The 15482-nt window shown below is 60.4% G+C and carries 13 protein-coding genes and 2 tRNA genes; 5 read left to right on the top strand and 10 right to left on the bottom strand.

All coding sequences use genetic code 11. The features are described from left to right. The first annotated feature begins 302 nt into the window (after positions 1–302). The 5 genes from prfB (at position 303) to AADJ04_RS14555 (ending at position 5972) form a co-directional block, all read left to right on the top strand. Positions 303–1407, top strand: a protein-coding gene (gene prfB, locus AADJ04_RS14575; protein ID WP_142081252.1) for a peptide chain release factor 2 whose coding sequence is annotated in 2 segments (ribosomal slippage) — positions 303–383 and positions 385–1407 — 1104 coding nt in all. Because the reading frame shifts where the segments join, the coding sequence is not laid out codon by codon here. 58 nt (positions 1408–1465) lie between these two features. Then, positions 1466–2149, top strand: coding sequence for an HAD family phosphatase (locus tag AADJ04_RS14570; protein ID WP_198847763.1), 684 nt, complete (start codon positions 1466–1468; stop codon positions 2147–2149). After that, positions 2133–4862 carry an aminopeptidase N gene (gene pepN, locus AADJ04_RS14565; protein WP_341240054.1) on the top strand — a complete coding sequence of 910 codons (2730 nt, stop codon included), beginning with the start codon at positions 2133–2135 and terminating at the stop codon, positions 4860–4862. Before AADJ04_RS14570 ends, pepN begins: the two co-directional genes overlap by 17 nt. 14 nt (positions 4863–4876) lie before the next feature. After that, the gene (locus tag AADJ04_RS14560; protein WP_207375035.1) at positions 4877–5884 is read left to right on the top strand and encodes a class 1 fructose-bisphosphatase; all 1008 of its coding nucleotides are present in this window, start codon (positions 4877–4879) and stop codon (positions 5882–5884) included. 12 nt (positions 5885–5896) lie between these two features. After that, positions 5897–5972 (top strand) — tRNA-Thr (locus AADJ04_RS14555). A gap of 621 nt (positions 5973–6593) precedes the next feature. Here the strand turns inward: AADJ04_RS14555 and AADJ04_RS14550 are convergent. The 10 genes from AADJ04_RS14550 to thrS form a co-directional block, all read right to left on the bottom strand. Then, positions 6594–6905, bottom strand: coding sequence for a single-stranded DNA-binding protein (locus AADJ04_RS14550; protein WP_207375036.1), 312 nt, complete (start codon positions 6903–6905; stop codon positions 6594–6596). A 78-nt stretch (positions 6906–6983) separates the two neighbouring features. After that, positions 6984–7060: transfer RNA gene (locus tag AADJ04_RS14545), tRNA-Pro, on the bottom strand. 35 nt (positions 7061–7095) lie between these two features. Next, positions 7096–7515: a MerR family transcriptional regulator gene (locus AADJ04_RS14540; protein WP_341240053.1), complete on the bottom strand. Its 420-nt coding sequence runs from the start codon at positions 7513–7515 to the stop codon at positions 7096–7098. A gap of 100 nt (positions 7516–7615) precedes the next feature. Beyond that, positions 7616–7951, bottom strand: coding sequence for an integration host factor subunit alpha (locus AADJ04_RS14535; protein WP_273624844.1), 336 nt, complete (start codon positions 7949–7951; stop codon positions 7616–7618). 18 nt (positions 7952–7969) lie between these two features. After that, complete coding sequence (gene pheT / locus AADJ04_RS14530; RefSeq protein ID WP_341240052.1) at positions 7970–10420, bottom strand: phenylalanine--tRNA ligase subunit beta; 2451 nt, start codon at positions 10418–10420, stop codon at positions 7970–7972. 121 nt (positions 10421–10541) lie between these two features. Then, positions 10542–11594: a phenylalanine--tRNA ligase subunit alpha gene (gene pheS, locus AADJ04_RS14525; RefSeq protein WP_044399158.1), complete on the bottom strand. Its 1053-nt coding sequence runs from the start codon at positions 11592–11594 to the stop codon at positions 10542–10544. A 101-nt stretch (positions 11595–11695) separates the two neighbouring features. Next, positions 11696–12055, bottom strand: a complete 360-nt coding sequence (rplT, locus tag AADJ04_RS14520; RefSeq protein ID WP_044399160.1) for a 50S ribosomal protein L20 — start codon at positions 12053–12055, stop codon at positions 11696–11698. Positions 12056–12080: 25 nt separating this feature from the next. Then, on the bottom strand, positions 12081–12284 hold the full coding sequence (gene rpmI, locus AADJ04_RS14515; RefSeq protein WP_005795135.1) for a 50S ribosomal protein L35: 204 nt from the start codon (positions 12282–12284) through the stop codon (positions 12081–12083). A gap of 187 nt (positions 12285–12471) precedes the next feature. Further along, positions 12472–13077, bottom strand: a complete 606-nt coding sequence (gene infC / locus AADJ04_RS14510; RefSeq protein ID WP_082758989.1) for a translation initiation factor IF-3 — start codon at positions 13075–13077, stop codon at positions 12472–12474. 79 nt (positions 13078–13156) lie between these two features. After that, on the bottom strand, positions 13157–15076 hold the full coding sequence (gene thrS / locus AADJ04_RS14505) for a threonine--tRNA ligase (protein WP_341240051.1): 1920 nt from the start codon (positions 15074–15076) through the stop codon (positions 13157–13159). Positions 15077–15482: the final 406 nt, after the last annotated feature.

Genomic DNA, 15482 nt, shown 5'->3' with positions numbered 1-15482 from the left:
ATCGTCGTTTACAGACGTGCGGCGATTTCCATCACTACTATTCGCTAGAAGAGCCGGGAAAATGCCTCCAAGCCAATTGGCAAAAGCGCAAGCAGCTATCAAAAAAATAGCAAATTCTTGAATCCCCAGGGAAATCAGGTATGCAGTGGATGGGCCGTCTGGGCCAGTCCGGCAGGCGGGTTGCAGCACCGCCCCGCAAGCCCACGGCCTTGGCTATCCCCGTGTTCTTCGAGGAGATCAGCCCTTGGTGCGTCCCGTGAGAAAATCGCCGGTTATTTCACAGAACACACAGGATACGCACCATGGACGCAGAACGCATCAACCTCATCGGCACCACCCTGGCGGACCTGGCCACCCGCACGCAAGAGTTACGGAGGTATCTTTGACTTCGATGCCAAATTCGAACGTCTGAGAACCGTCAACGCATCGCTCGAAGACCCCTCGGTCTGGAACGACCCGAAGAAGGCCCAGGAGCTGGGCAAAGAACAAAAGTCGCTCTCCAGTGTGGTTGTCACGCTGGACAAGCTGACTCGCGAGCTGGCCGACAACGCCGAGCTGTACGAGATGAGCAAGGAAGAAGGCGATGAAGCCGGCCTGCTCACCATCGAAGCCGAAGCCGACAAGCTGCGCCCGCTGATCGAAGAGCTGGAATTCCGCCGCATGTTCAGCAACGAGGCCGACCCGCTGAACTGCTTTGTGGACATCCAGGCCGGGGCCGGTGGCACCGAAGCGTGCGACTGGGCCAGCATGCTGCTGCGCCAATACCTCAAGTACGCCGAGCGCAAGGGTTTCAAGGCCACGGTGGAAGAAGAAACCGCGGGCGACGTGGCGGGCATCAAGAGCGCCACGATCAAGATCGAAGGCGAATACGCCTACGGCCTGCTGCGCACCGAAACCGGCGTGCACCGCCTGGTGCGCAAGAGCCCGTTCGACAGCTCCGGCGGGCGCCACACCTCGTTCGCCTCGCTGTTTGTCTACCCCGAGATTGATGACTCGATCGAGATCAACATCAACCCGGCCGACGTGCGCACTGACACCTACCGCGCATCCGGCGCGGGCGGTCAGCACATCAACAAGACCGACTCGGCCGTGCGCCTGACGCACATCCCCACTGGCATCGTCGTGCAGTGCCAGGACGGCCGCAGCCAGCACAGCAACCGCGACGTGGCCTGGCAGCGCCTGCGCAGCCGCCTGTATGACTACGAAATGCGCAAGCGCCAGGAAGAGCAGCAGAAGCTGGAAGACACCAAGACCGATGTGGGCTGGGGCCACCAGATCCGCTCGTACGTGCTGGACAACAGCCGTATCAAGGACTTGCGCACCAACGTGGAAGTTTCGGCCACGCAAAAGGTGCTGGACGGCGACCTCGATGTGTTCATCGAGGCCTCGCTCAAGCAGGGCGTGTGATGCGCCCCCTGCCGCAGCCGCTGGGCCCCGCCGCCCTGCCCCTGAGTGGGTGCCCGGCATGAGCCGCATCCCCACCCAGGCCATCATCTTCGACATGGATGGCACGATGATCGACTCCATGCCCTGGCACGCCCAGGCATGGGTCGAATTTGCGCGCCGCCGCCGCATGGACGTGGACGTGCCCGACCTGATGGCACGCACCACCGGGCGCAACGGTACCGAGTGCATCCGCGAGTTGCTGGGCCGCGAGGTGCCGCAGGACGAAGCCGACGCCCTGACCCGCGAGAAGGAAGACATCTACCGCGAGCTGTTCGGCCCCCGTTTTGCCGAAGTGGCGGGGTTTCGCCAATTTGCGCGGCAGGTGGCAGACCGCGGCTTGAAGGTGGCAGTGGGCACGGCAGGCGACATTCACAACGTGCACTTTGCCCTGTCGCACCTGCAGATGGATGTGCAGCCCCTGGCCATTGTGCGTGGCGATGAAGGTCTGCCGGGCAAGCCCGAGCCCGCCATCTTCCTGGAAGCTGCCCGCCGGATCGACGTGCCGCCGCAGCACTGCATAGTTTTTGAAGACGCCCCTTTTGGCATTGAAGCCGCCCGCCGCGCAGGCATGCGCGCCGTGGCGGTGTGCAGCACGCACAGCCCCGCGCAATTGGCAGGCCCCCATGTACTGGCTGCCGTGCGCGATTACACCGAACTCATGAACACCGACTTTCTGGAGAGCATCCATGTTGCAACTGTCTAAAGAAGATGGACAGGCCGCGCCTGTAGCCATCCGCCGCGAAGACTACACCGCCCCCGCCTACTGGATCGACAGCGTCGAGCTCACGTTCGACCTGGACCCCGCCAAGACCCGTGTGCTCAACCGCATGACGCTGCGCCGCAACGCCGACGTGCCCGCGCAGCCGCTGCGCCTGCACGGCGAAGACCTGAACCTGGCGCGCGTGCTGGTCAACGGCCAGGGCACCTCGTTCAAGATGGACGGCGGCCAGCTGGTGCTGGAAAACCTGCCCGAAGGCACTGACGCGTTCGCGCTCGAAATCTTCACCACCTGCGCGCCCGCCAAGAACACCAAGCTCATGGGCCTGTACGTGAGCAACGATTCTTTCTTCACCCAGTGCGAGGCCGAAGGTTTCCGCCGCATCACCTACTTCCTGGACCGCCCCGATGTGATGGCCAGCTACAGCGTGACGCTGCGGGCCGACAAGACGCAATACCCCGTGCTGCTGAGCAACGGCAACCTGGTGGACAGCGGCGACCTGGAAGACGGCCGCCACTTTGCCAAGTGGGTGGATCCGCACAAGAAGCCCTGCTACCTGTTTGCCCTGGTGGCGGGCAAGCTGGTGGCACGGGAGCAAAAGATCCGCACCCGCGCAGGCACCGACCACCTGCTGCAGGTGTACGTGCGCCCCGGTGACCTGGGCAAGACCGAGCACGCCATGAACTCGCTGATGGCCAGCATCGCCTGGGACGAAGCCCGCTTTGGCCTGCCGCTGGATCTGGAGCGCTTCATGATCGTCGCCACCAGCGACTTCAACATGGGCGCCATGGAAAACAAGGGCCTGAATATCTTCAACACGAAGTACGTTCTGGCCAGCGAAGCCACCGCCACCGACACAGACTTCGCCAACATCGAAAGCGTGGTCGGCCACGAGTACTTCCACAACTGGACGGGCAACCGCGTGACCTGCCGCGACTGGTTCCAGCTGAGCCTGAAGGAAGGCCTCACCGTCTTCCGTGACCAGGAATTCAGCATGGACCTGGCGGGCAGCCCCTCGGCCCGCGCCGTCAAGCGCATCGAAGACGTGCGCGTGCTGCGCACCGCCCAGTTCCCCGAAGACGCAGGCCCCATGGCCCACCCGGTGCGGCCTGACAGCTACGTCGAGATCAACAACTTCTACACCGTCACCATCTACGAAAAAGGCTCCGAGGTCGTGCGCATGCAGCACAACCTGGTGGGCCGCGACGGTTTTGCCAAGGGCATGAAGCTGTACTTCGAGCGCCACGACGGCCAGGCCGTGACCTGTGACGACTTCGTACAAGCCATTGCCGATGCCAACCCGGCAAGCCCCTTGGCGCAGCATCTGCCCCAGTTCAAGCGCTGGTACAGCCAGGCCGGCACACCCCGCGTGCGCGCTACGGGCGTGTATGACGCCGCCACGCGCAGCTACGCGCTCACGCTGTCGCAAAGCTGCCCCGCCACGCCTGGCCAGTCGAGCAAAGAGCCGTTTGTGATTCCGGTAGAGCTGGGGCTGCTCAGCGCATCGGGCGCCCCCTTGGCCCTGCAACTGGAGGGCGAAGGCGCCAGTGGTGCAACGTCTCAAGTGCTGGTGCTGACCGAAGCGTCGCAAACCTTCACCTTCACCAACCTGGATGCAGCCCCGGTGCCATCGCTGCTGCGCAACTTCAGCGCGCCCGTAGTGCTGGACATCGACTACACCGATGCCGAACTGCTGACCCTGCTGGCGCACGACACCGATGCCTTCAACCGCTGGGAAGCAGGCCAGCGCCTGGCACTGCGCATTGCTATCAATCACATAGCTGGCAGCGCTGATCTGGCGGGCGCTACAGGCGCTTTTGAGCCTAAACTTCTGGGCACTGCTTTTGTGGAGGCCATGCGCGCCGTGCTGCGCCATCCCGCCCTGGACGCAGCCTTCAAGGAACTGGTGCTCACCCTGCCTTCAGAGACCTACATCGCCGAGCAACTGGACGTGGTGGACCCGCAGCGTATCCACGCCGTGCGCGAAGCCATGCGCACCGAACTGGCGCTGGCCTTGCAGGCCGATTGGGAATGGGCCTGGGAACAACACCAGAACACCGGTGGCTACCGACCCGACAGCGTGTCTGCCGGCCGCCGCGCACTCAGCGGCATGGCCTTGCACATGCTGTGCATCGCCGCCAAGACAACGGGCGATGCCGTCTGGCCCGGCAAGGCCTACCAGCGTTTCAAGGACGCCGGCAACATGACCGACCGCTTCAACGCCCTCACAGCCCTGGTCGCCAGCGGCCATGAGCTGGCCGCCCCTGCCCTGGCCCGCTTCCACGCTCTGTTCAAGGACGAACCCTTGGTCATCGACAAGTGGTTTGCCCTGCAGGCGGGCGCCCCGGACCGGGGCGGTAACATCCTGCCCATCGTGCGCCAGCTGATGCAGCACCCGGACTTCAGCCTCAAGAACCCCAACCGTGCGCGCAGCGTCATCTTCAGCTACTGCAACGCCAACCCCGGCGCCTTCCACCGCCAGGACGCCGGTGGCTATGTGTTCTGGAGCGAGCGCGTGATTGAGCTCGACGCCATCAATCCGCAAGTGGCTGCCCGCCTGGCCCGCGCACTGGACCGCTGGAAGAAGCTGGCTGACCCCTGGCGCACCGCAGCCCGCGAAGCCATCGCCCGCGTGGCCGCCCGCGAGGGACTGAGCAACGACGTGCGCGAAGTCGTCAACCGCGCGCTGTCTGAATAATCAAGGAGAACCCCATGGCAAAACCCATCAGCCTCACCCGTTACCTCGTCGAGCAGCAACGCGTTGACGGCCACATCCCCGGCGACCTGCGCCTGCTGCTGGAGGTGGTTGCCCGCGCCTGCAAACGCATCAGCCAGGCCGTGAACAAAGGCGCGCTCGGCGGCGTGCTGGGCAGCGCCGACAGCGAGAACGTGCAAGGCGAAGTTCAGAAGAAACTGGACATCATTGCCAACGAAGTGCTGATCGAAGCCAACGAGTGGGGCGGTCACCTGGCAGCCATGGCTTCAGAAGAGATGGACAGCATCTACCTGGTGCCCAACCGTTACCCACAAGGCGAATACCTGCTGCTGTTCGATCCCCTCGACGGCTCCAGCAACATCGATGTGAACGTGAGCATCGGCACCATCTTCAGCGTGCTCAAGAAGCCCGAAGGCTCGCCTGGCGTGACCGAGCAGGACTTCCTGCAAGCCGGCGCCCAACAGGTCGCAGCCGGCTATTGCGTCTATGGCCCGCAAACCACCCTGGTGCTCACGGTGGGCGATGGCGTGGCCATGTTCACCCTGGACCGCGAACAAGGCTCCTTCGTTCTCACGCAAGAAAACGTGCGCATCCCTGAAGACACCAAGGAATTCGCGATCAACATGAGCAACATGCGCCACTGGGACGAGCCCGTGAAGCGTTACATCGACGAATGTCTACAAGGCAAGGAAGGCCCGCGCGGCAAGGATTTCAATATGCGCTGGATCGCCTCCATGGTGGCCGACGTGCACCGCATCCTGACCCGCGGCGGCGTTTTCATGTACCCCTGGGACAAGCGTGAGCCCAACAAGCCAGGCAAGCTGCGCCTCATGTACGAAGCCAACCCCATGAGCTGGCTGGTCGAACAAGCCGGCGGCGCAGCCACCAACGGCAAGCAACGCATTCTGGACATCCAGCCCCGGCAACTACACGAACGCGTGAGCGTCATCCTCGGCTCCAAGAACGAGGTGGAGCGGGTCACCAGCTACCATTCGACGCTATAATTTGAGTCTAAAGCCGGTGTAGCTCAGTCGGTAGAGCAGCTCATTCGTAATGAGAAGGTCGGGTGTTCGATTCATCTCTCCGGCACCAAATAAAAGGCCCTGATTCGCAAGAGTCAGGGCTTTTTTATTGGCGATGGGCGGGAGAGGAGATGCAATCGAATAGCTTCAGCTCTCGGGACCTGAGCCGAGCAGATGCCGACTTTGATGATCGGCACCAGTCACTCGAACGCGCCTCGAACTCAAACACATAGCAACTCACGCTAAGTGCATTCAGTACGACGCCCTGTTCGTCACAGTTAACACCACACCTTCCAAGACACACAGCGCAAAAATTTGCTTGCGAATTTCTGCGGGGCATGGAAACTTCGGAGCTAGCGCACTGCGCAAAGATACAGCGCAAGTCGAGCCACCAACAGATGATCTTGCCAACACCACTGCAGGGAGGCATAAAGGCCGTGCAACCCAAGCAACCAATGGATCGCCGCAGCGGACGAGACCGCAGGCAAACGGTGGGCCAACCCCCGCAGAATCATGAAAGAAGAGCAACGGTTGAGCCTCGCCAACCCGAGGTGATCGAGATTGAAGTCACCCCGGAAGAGCTGGATGCCATGGGGTTTGCTACCCGGCAAGGCACATCGCCATCTTCCTCGCACTCGTCACAATTCCAAGCCCAGCTGCGGCGCAAGCCAGACATGGCGATCGCAGCACCTCAGTCGAAATGCTGACCGTCTCCCATGCGCAAGATGCGGTGCGCAACCATGTCCAGAGCAGGCTTGCTGATCCCTTGTTTGTCCGTCCACACCTTGGGAGTCAGCGCACCGGTCACCGAGATGGCATCCCCTTCGTGGGTGCGCAAAAGGCTGTCACACACATCGGAATCAAAAGCGATCAGATTGACCAGCACACCTTCAGAGTCAGCACCCAGAACCCTGAGCTTGGCAACGCAATAAGGCCTGCCGGCCTTGTCCACCCGGCGCTCGGCCGAACTCCACACGCGGCCTGCCACCAAACCTTCAATCATGTTGTCCCCGATCCCATGTTTTGCATTGCACAAAGCAAAAAAGCCCGGCTCCTTTCAGAACCGGGCTTTTGCAATCAATGGTCGGCGTGGCGGGATTCGAACTCGCGACCCCTTGCACCCCATGCAAGTGCGCTACCAGGCTGCGCTACACGCCGACAAGACTTAGATTATATACACAAAATCGACCTTCTCACGAAAGAAGCGCCTTTATCTCCAACAATTCTCGGCGCACCGCGATCAAGTCCAACACAGCGCCAACATCCACTGACGATGCAGCAAGGTAGCCGTGTTCAGCACCACCTTCTGCACCATCACTCGCGTCCAGCATGGGCGCTGCATTTTCACGCTCTACGTGGGAGAGCTCTTGCAGACGGTTGCGTGCACCGCTGATCGTGAAGCCTTGGTCGTAGAGCAGATCCCGAATCCGGCGGATCATCAGCACCTCGTGGTGCTGGTAATACCGGCGATTGCCCCGACGCTTCATGGGACGCAACTGCGTGAATTCCTGCTCCCAATAACGCAGCACATGCGGCTTGACGCCGCAGAGTTCAGCGACCTCACCGATGGTGAAGTAGCGTTTGGCCGGAATGACAGGAAGCGTTACGCCCATGATGGGAGACCGACGAAGACGTTAAACCGCCTAGCGTACTGCAGAGGCGGCTGCGTCACCACTGTCGTTGCGCAGATTTCTCGGAGATCCGATAAATGGTTCACGCCGCGCTGTCAGCGGCGCTGCCTTGTATCTGCTCCTTGAGTTTGCTGCTGGCGTGAAAGGTGACCACGCGCCGGGCCTCGATCGGGATCTCTTCCCCGGTACGAGGGTTGCGTCCAGGCCGTGGAGCCTTGGTCCGGATCTGGAAGTTGCCAAATCCGGACAGCTTCACGTCCTTGCCGTCAATCAAGCTCTGCACGATGAGATCAAAGAAGGCATCGACCATGTCCTTGGACTCGCGCTTGTTCAAGCCGATCTGGTCAAACAACAGGTCTGCCAGCTGGGCTTTCGTCAGCGCGTTGGTCTCAAGGCTGTCAACTGCGAATTCAATCACTTGGGGCATCTTCCAGCATTAAACGCGCAGGCGGCCACCCGTGCGGGCAACCAGCTGCGTGACCACGGCCTGCACGGCCGCTTCGATTTCAGCCTCGGTGAGCGAGGCTTCGTCGCGACCCAAGGTCAAGCGCACCGCCAGACTCTTTTCTCCGGCAGCCACAGCGCCACCTGCGGCGTGCTCTTCCCCAGGCCGGACCGCCTTGGGACGGTACACGTCAAACAGCACAGCGGAACGCAGCAGTGACGCAGGCACAGCCGACTCCACAGCAGCCATGACTTCGCTGTGGGTCACACGCTCTGCCACAACAATTGCCAGATCGCGTTCCACCGCCTGGTGTTTGGCCACAGCCTTGAACTGAGGCACGGTGCGTTGCAGCACTGCGTCCAGCTCCAGCTCGAACAGCACAGGAGCCTGGGGCAATTCCCACGACTGGCGCCATTGCGGATGCAACTCGCCCACGTGGCCAATCAGCTTGCCGTTCATCAGCACACGGGCGCAGCGGCCAGGGTGCATCGCCGGGTGGGTACCAGGCTCGAAGGTGGCACGCAGCGGTGCCAGCATCGCTTCAACATCGCCCTTGACGTCGAAGAAGTCAATGCCCTGCTCTTTGCGCCCCCACTGGAGCACATCGTTGGCACCATAGGCCACACCCGCCACCCGCATGGGCTGGTGAAAGCCTTCCACGGTGGTGTCGGTGTTGGCCACAGAAGCATCACGCAAGAACACACGGCCAAGCTCAAACACGCGCACGCGCTGAGCCTTGCGGTCCAGGTTGAACTTGAGCACTTGCAGCAACGAGCCCAGCAGCGTGGAGCGCATCACACTCATCTGACTGGCAATCGGGTTGAGCAACTTGATCGGGTTGGAGTTGCCAGCCAGCTCATGTTCCCAGCGTTCTTCGACGAAGCTGAAGTTGATGGTTTCCTGATAACCGAGCCCGGCCAGCAGGCGGCGCACGGCAAAGGGGCTGCGCGTTGCTTCGGCCGGCAGCTTGGGCGTGATGGGCGCCAAGGGTGGAGTGGTCGGCAGGTTGTTGTAACCCACCATGCGTGCCACCTCTTCGATCAGGTCTTCTTCGATCGCAATATCAAAACGGTAGCTCGGAGGAGTCACCGTGATCACACCGTCTGACTCGGACACAGGCAAGCCCAGGCGCTTCAAGGCGTCCACACATTGCGCTTGCGTGAGCGGCATGCCAATGACCTTGGCAGCGCGGGCCACGCGCAGCGCCACGGGCTGAGCCGCTGGCAGATGCACCACTTGGTCGTCTACCGGGCCGCAAGCTGTCTCGGCAGTGCCGCAGATGTCGATCACCAGCTGGGTGATGCGCTCGATGTGCTCCACCGTCAGGCTCGGGTCCACACCGCGTTCAAAGCGGTGCCCAGCATCGGTAGAGAAATTGAAGCGGCGCGAACGCCCCGCCACCGCCTTGGGCCACCAGAAGGCGGCCTCGATGTAGATGTTTTCCGTGTCGTCGGAAACGGCAGTGGCATCACCGCCCATGATCCCGGCGAGCGACTCCACCTGGCTGTCATCGGCAATCACGCCGACTTTTTCATCCACCGTGACGGTATTGCCGTTGAGCAGCTTGAGTTGCTCGCCCGCCTTGCCCCAGCGCACGTCAAGGCCGCCGTGGATCTTGTCGAGGTCAAAAATGTGCGATGGACGGCCCAGCTCGAACATCACGTAGTTGGAAATATCCACCAAGGGCGACACGCCCCGCTGACCGCAACGGGCCAGGCGATCCAGCATCCACTGCGGCGTGGCGGCGCGGGTGTTCACATTGCGCACGATGCGGCCCGAGAAACGACCGCACAAATCAGGCGCACTGACCTTCACCGACAACTTGTCGGCCAGCTTGGTTGGCACGGCTGGGAACGCTGGCTGCTTGAGCGGAGCCCCCGTCAGCGCAGACACCTCGCGGGCAATGCCGTAAACGCTCAGGCAATGCGCGAGATTGGGCGTGAGCTTGAGGGTGAACAGCGTGTCGTCCAGATTCAGGTAGGCACGAATGTCCTGCCCCACAGGCGCTGCAGCATCCAGCTCCAGCAAGCCACCATGGTCTTCCGACAATTTGAGCTCACGGGCCGAGCACAACATGCCCTGGCTCTCCACACCGCGCAACTTGCCCACCTTGATGAGGAAGGGCTTGCCATCGTCACCGGGTGGCAACTCGGCACCCACCAAGGCGCAAGGCACCTTGATGCCCACACGGGCGTTGGGCGCGCCGCAAACGATGTTCAGCAGGGCGCCCTGCCCCACATCGACCTGGCACACGCGCAGGCGATCGGCGTCAGGATGCTGCACAGCTTCCTTGATCTCGCCCACGACGATTTTGGTGAAGGGAGGCGCCACGGGACGCAGTTCTTCGACCTCCAGCCCTGCCATGGTCAGGGTGTCGGCCAGCTCTTGCGTCGTCAGCGGTGGATTGCAGAATTCGCGCAACCAGGACTCAGGAAATTGCATAGTGGGATTCTTTGGCGTTGCTCTTAAAAAAGTAGCAGCTAGCGCTTTTTGCTAAGGGGTTTCAGCAACCAGACATGCTGAAACCCAGTGAATACAAGCGCAGCCAGCTCACTTTTTTGCGTTATTGGAACTGCGACAGGAAACGGATGTCACCGTCGAAGAACAGGCGCAGGTCGTTCACGCCATAGCGCAGCATGGTCAGGCGATCAGGCCCCATGCCAAAGGCGAAGCCGATGTACTTCTCAGGATCAAGCCCCATGTTGCGGACCACGTTGGGGTGCACCTGACCTGAACCTGCCACTTCCAGCCAACGGCCAGCCAAGGGGCCCGTCTGGAACTGGATGTCGATTTCGGCACTGGGCTCTGTGAACGGGAAGAAGCTGGGGCGGAACCGCAGCACCAAGTCGTCGCTCTCGAAGAAAGTGCGGCAGAAGTCGGTGAAGATGACCTTCAAATCCTTAAAGCTCACGTTCTCGCCAATCCACAAGCCTTCGCATTGGTGGAACATGGGCGAATGCGTGGCGTCGCTGTCCACGCGGTAGGTGCGGCCCGGAGCGATCACGCGAATCTCGGGCATGGCTTGGCCTGCATCAAGCAGCGCGCGGTGCTTTTTCACATGCTGCACGGCATGGCGAATCTGCATCGGGCTGGTGTGGGTTCGCAGCAGGTTGGGGGCGGTGGCAGTGCCGCCCTCCACGTAGAACGTATCGTGCATGGAACGCGCAGGGTGGTCTTCCGGCGTGTTCAGTGCAGTGAAGTTGAACCAGTCGGTCTCGATCTCGGGGCCTTGAGCCACATCGAAACCCATGGAGCCGAAAATGCCCTCGATGCGCTCCAGCGTGAGCGACACAGGGTGCAAACCGCCCTGCCCGCGTTGGCGGCCTGGCAGGCTCACATCCAACGCCTCGGCCTTGAGTTGGGCTTGCAGCTCGGCATCAGCCAATGCCTGACGACGGGCCGTCAGTGCGGCTTCGATCGCCTGCTTGGTCAGGTTGATGGCAGCGCCACGGGACTTCTTCTCTTCGACGGACAGCTGCGCCATCCCCTTCATGAGCTCCGTCACACGGCCCGATTTGCCCAGAAACTGCGCCTTGGCGTTTTCCAGCTCAGCAGGGGTAGCGCTTTGAGCAAACAGTTGCTTCGCGCTTTCGACCAGAGAATCCAACTCGTTCATATCGACTCTTGAAAATAGACAAGGGCTAGTGCCTTTTCAAGCTCTAGCCCTTGCTGTTATTGCGCAAGAAGCTATCAAAACGATAGCCCCTTATCGTGATCTCAAGCAGCCAGCTTGGCCTTGACTTGGTTCACGATGCTGCCGAAGGCAGCCTTGTCGTGCACTGCGAGGTCGGCCAGCATCTTGCGGTCGATCTCGATGGAAGCCTTCTTCAGGCCGTTGGCGAACTGGCTGTAAGTCAGGCCCAGTTCACGTGCAGCGGCGTTGATACGGGCAATCCACAACTGGCGGAACACGCGCTTCTTGTTGCGGCGGTCACGGTAGGCATATTGCCCAGCCTTCATTACCGCCTGTTTGGCGATACGGAAGACATTACCGCGGCGACCACGGAAACCCTTGGCAAGGGCGAGAACTTTCTTGTGACGGGCACGGGCCGTTACACCACGTTTGACGCGAGGCATGTATGTACTCCTTGTTCGTCAGTTATTACAGGCCAGCGCTAGGCAGCATTTGTGCGATCGAGCCCATGTTGGTCTCATGCACATTCACTGCACCACGCAGATGGCGCTTGTTCTTGGTGGTCTTCTTGGTCAAGATGTGACGCTTGAAGGCCTGACCGCGCTTGACGGTACCACCTGGACGAACGCGGAAACGTTTTTTCGCGCTGCTCTTGGTCTTCATTTTGGGCATTTGAATGCTCCTTTTCGTTGTGCTCGTGAGGCGTTTGCAAACCGATCTGCAAACTTGTTGGCCCCGAGCCACTTTTACCCAGGATGTGACTCCTGGGGATTGGCAGTGCGAACACTGCCTTTGACCGGCATGCATTTGCACGCAAGCCGACAAACTTATCAAACCTCGCTAAGACGGCGCTGCTCCCTTAGGCAGCGGCGCCACCTGCAGCACTGTCTGCAGCAGGCTTGGCCGCAGCAGGCTTCTTCTTGCCCGGTGCGATCATCATGATCATCTGGCGGCCTTCCAACTTGGGAAACTGCTCAATGATGATCGAATCACCCAAATCATCGCGAATACGGTTCAGCAAGGCCAAACCTAGTTCCTGATGGGTGATTTCACGCCCGCGAAAACGCAAAGTGATCTTGCATTTATCGCCATCCGCCAAAAAGCGGCGGATGTTGCGCAATTTGATGTTGTAGTCGCCATCGTCCGTACCAGGACGGAACTTGACTTCCTTGATCTCGATGACCGTCTGCTTCGCCTTGGCTTCCGCAGCGCGTTTTTGCTCCTGGTACTTGAACTTTCCATAGTCCATCAGGCGGCAAACCGGGGGGTTGGCCGTTGCAGCAATTTCCACCAGATCCACATCCAGCTCGCCAGCCATGCGAAGGGCTTCCATCAAACTCACAACACCCAAAGGCTCGTTGTCAGGCCCAGAGAGACGAACTTCTGGGGCCATGATTTCACGGTTCAGGCGGTGCTTGCGCTCTTCACGCTGGCGACGATCACGAAATTCAGTAGCGATGGCTATCTTCCTTGAATCAAAATGCTACGAAAATTGTAGCTACACCCGCGCAACTGGCGTGCCCCAGAGCTAGATTTAATCAAAATCAGGCTTTGTCAGCGATGTCTTTTGCGATGAGTTCAATGAACGCATCTACCGACATCACACCGAGGTCACGGTTGCCCCGGGCGCGCACTGCGACGGCTCCTGCTGCCTTTTCCTTGTCGCCCGCGACGAGGATATAGGGCAGCTTTTGCAACGAATGCTCGCGTATTTTATACGTAATCTTTTCGTTACGCAGATCCAGGGCGACCCTAAGGTCTTGATTGGGCAGTGCTTTTTGCAGTTTTGCTGCAATTTCACGACAGTAATCCGCTTGAGAATCGGTGATGTTGAGCACCGAGACCTGCACCGGCGCCAACCATGTGGGCAGTGCGCCCGAATGCTGCTCGATCAAAATGCCGATAAAACGCTCCAGGCTGCCCACGATGGCGCGGTGCAACATGATGGGGCGGTGGCGTGCGCCGTCTTCGCCCACAAATTCTGCATCCAAACGCTCTGGCAGGTTGGGGTCCACCTGGATCGTGCCGCACTGCCACTGGCGCCCCAAAGCATCCTTGAGCGTGTATTCGATCTTGGGGCCGTAGAAAGCGCCTTCGCCCGGCAGGTACTCAAACTCACAACCGGAGGCGCGCAGGCCTTCGGCCAATGCTCTTTCCGCACGATCCCAGCTCTCCTCCGTGCCAATGCGCTTTTCCGGGCGGGTCGAGAGCTTGTAGATGATGTCGGTGAAGCCAAAATCCTTGTAGACCTTCTGCAGCAGCTTGGTGAAAGCCACCACCTCCGACTGGATCTGGTCTTCGGTACAGAAGATGTGGCCATCATCCTGCGTGAAGGCGCGCACCCGCATGATGCCGTGCAAGCCGCCGGTCGGCTCGTTGCGGTGGCACTGCCCGAATTCACCGAACCGCAGAGGCAGATCACGATAGCTCTTGATGCCTTGCTTGAAGATGATGATGTGGCCAGGGCAGTTCATCGGCTTGAGCGCATAGTCACGCTTTTCCGACTCGGTCACCAACATCTTCTCGCGGTACTCGTCCCAGTGCGCAGTCTTCTCCACCAGGCTCTGATCCAGGATCTGCGGGCCCTTGACCTCTTGGTAACCGTTGTCCCGGTACACGCGGCGCATGTACTGCTCTACCTCTTGCCACACGGTCCAGCCCTTGGGGTGCCAGAACACGGTACCGGGCGAATGCTCGTCAATGTGGAACAAGTCCAGCTCACGGCCAAGCTTGCGGTGGTCGCGCTTCTCGGCTTCTTCCAGCATCGTCAGGTATTGCTGCAACTCATCTTTGCTCGCCCAAGCCGTGCCATACACGCGCTGCAGCATTTCGTTGCGGTGGTCACCGCGCCAGTACGCGCCCGCCACCTTCATCAGCTTGAAGAACTTCAGCTTGCCAGTGCTTGGAACGTGTGGGCCGCGGCAAAGGTCTTCAAAATCACCTTCGCGGTACAGGCTCACATCTTCATTGCTGGGAATGCTGGCAATGATTTCAGCCTTGTAGTGTTCACCCAGGCCCTTGAAATAAGCCACAGCTTCATCACGCGGCAGCACCCGGCGCACCACCGGCTCGTCCTTCGCAGCCAACTCAGCCATCTTCTTCTCGATGGCTGCCAAGTCTTCAGGTGTAAACGGACGCTTGTACGCAAAGTCGTAATAAAAACCGTTTTCGATCACTGGCCCGATGGTGACCTGCGCATCAGGGAACAACTGCTTGACGGCATAAGCCAGCAAGTGGGCTGTGGAGTGGCGAATGACCTCCAGGCCATCCGCATCCTTGGCTGTGATGATGGACAGCGGGCTGTCTGCAGTGATCTGGTAACTGGTATCAACCACCTTGTCACCGATCTTGCCGGCCAATGCGGCCTTGGCCAGACCTGCACCAATCGACGCAGCGACTTCGGCCACGGTGACCGGGCCTGGAAATTCGCGCTGCGAGCCATCAGGAAGCGTAATGTGAATCATGGGATGTCCGTAAGAAAGGAGGCAGATGCGACGGCATCCGCAGAAAGTTCAAAACAAAAAAGCGCGGAACCGGCCGCGCTTTTTGGAGGGAGTGCATCTTGTGCAGGCGCGAACGGCCAGCCACTAGTGGCCGGTGAGGATCTCCGTCGTAGTTCGCGGTGTCATAACCAAGGTGCCTTTCTCGCTCTTGTAGGTGGAAATTGCCGACATTTTAACCACCCCCGGGGAGCGGACAGCAAAAAGCCCGGGCAAGCCCGGGCTCTGAGTCGCTACCTGCCAGCGCAGATCAGTGGAACTGCTCTTCTTCCGTAGAGCCTGTCAAGGCCTTCACGGAGGACGAGCCGCCCTGGATCACGGTGGTCACCTCGTCGAAGTAGCCTGCGCCCACTTCTTGCTTGTACGACGC

This window comes from uncultured Acidovorax sp. (assembly GCF_964021665.1).
Classification (GTDB): Bacteria; Pseudomonadota; Gammaproteobacteria; order Burkholderiales; family Burkholderiaceae_C; genus Acidovorax; species Acidovorax temperans.
This window is presented reverse-complemented; position numbering and strand designations above follow the sequence as displayed.

Bases quoted from the DNA above. Each gene is read 5' to 3' on its own strand.
- AADJ04_RS14570 (WP_198847763.1), top strand. From the start codon at position 1,466: ATGAGCCGCATCCCCACCCAGGCCATCATCTTCGACATGGATGGCACG.
- pepN (WP_341240054.1), top strand. From the start codon at position 2,133: ATGTTGCAACTGTCTAAAGAAGATGGACAGGCCGCGCCTGTAGCCATC.
- AADJ04_RS14560 (WP_207375035.1), top strand. From the start codon at position 4,877: ATGGCAAAACCCATCAGCCTCACCCGTTACCTCGTCGAGCAGCAACGC.
- AADJ04_RS14550 (WP_207375036.1), bottom strand. From the start codon at position 6,905: ATGATTGAAGGTTTGGTGGCAGGCCGCGTGTGGAGTTCGGCCGAGCGC.
- AADJ04_RS14540 (WP_341240053.1), bottom strand. From the start codon at position 7,515: ATGGGCGTAACGCTTCCTGTCATTCCGGCCAAACGCTACTTCACCATC.
- pheT (WP_341240052.1), bottom strand. From the start codon at position 10,420: ATGCAATTTCCTGAGTCCTGGTTGCGCGAATTCTGCAATCCACCGCTG.
- pheS (WP_044399158.1), bottom strand. From the start codon at position 11,594: ATGAACGAGTTGGATTCTCTGGTCGAAAGCGCGAAGCAACTGTTTGCT.
- rplT (WP_044399160.1), bottom strand. From the start codon at position 12,055: ATGCCTCGCGTCAAACGTGGTGTAACGGCCCGTGCCCGTCACAAGAAA.
- rpmI (WP_005795135.1), bottom strand. From the start codon at position 12,284: ATGCCCAAAATGAAGACCAAGAGCAGCGCGAAAAAACGTTTCCGCGTT.
- thrS (WP_341240051.1), bottom strand. From the start codon at position 15,076: ATGATTCACATTACGCTTCCTGATGGCTCGCAGCGCGAATTTCCAGGC.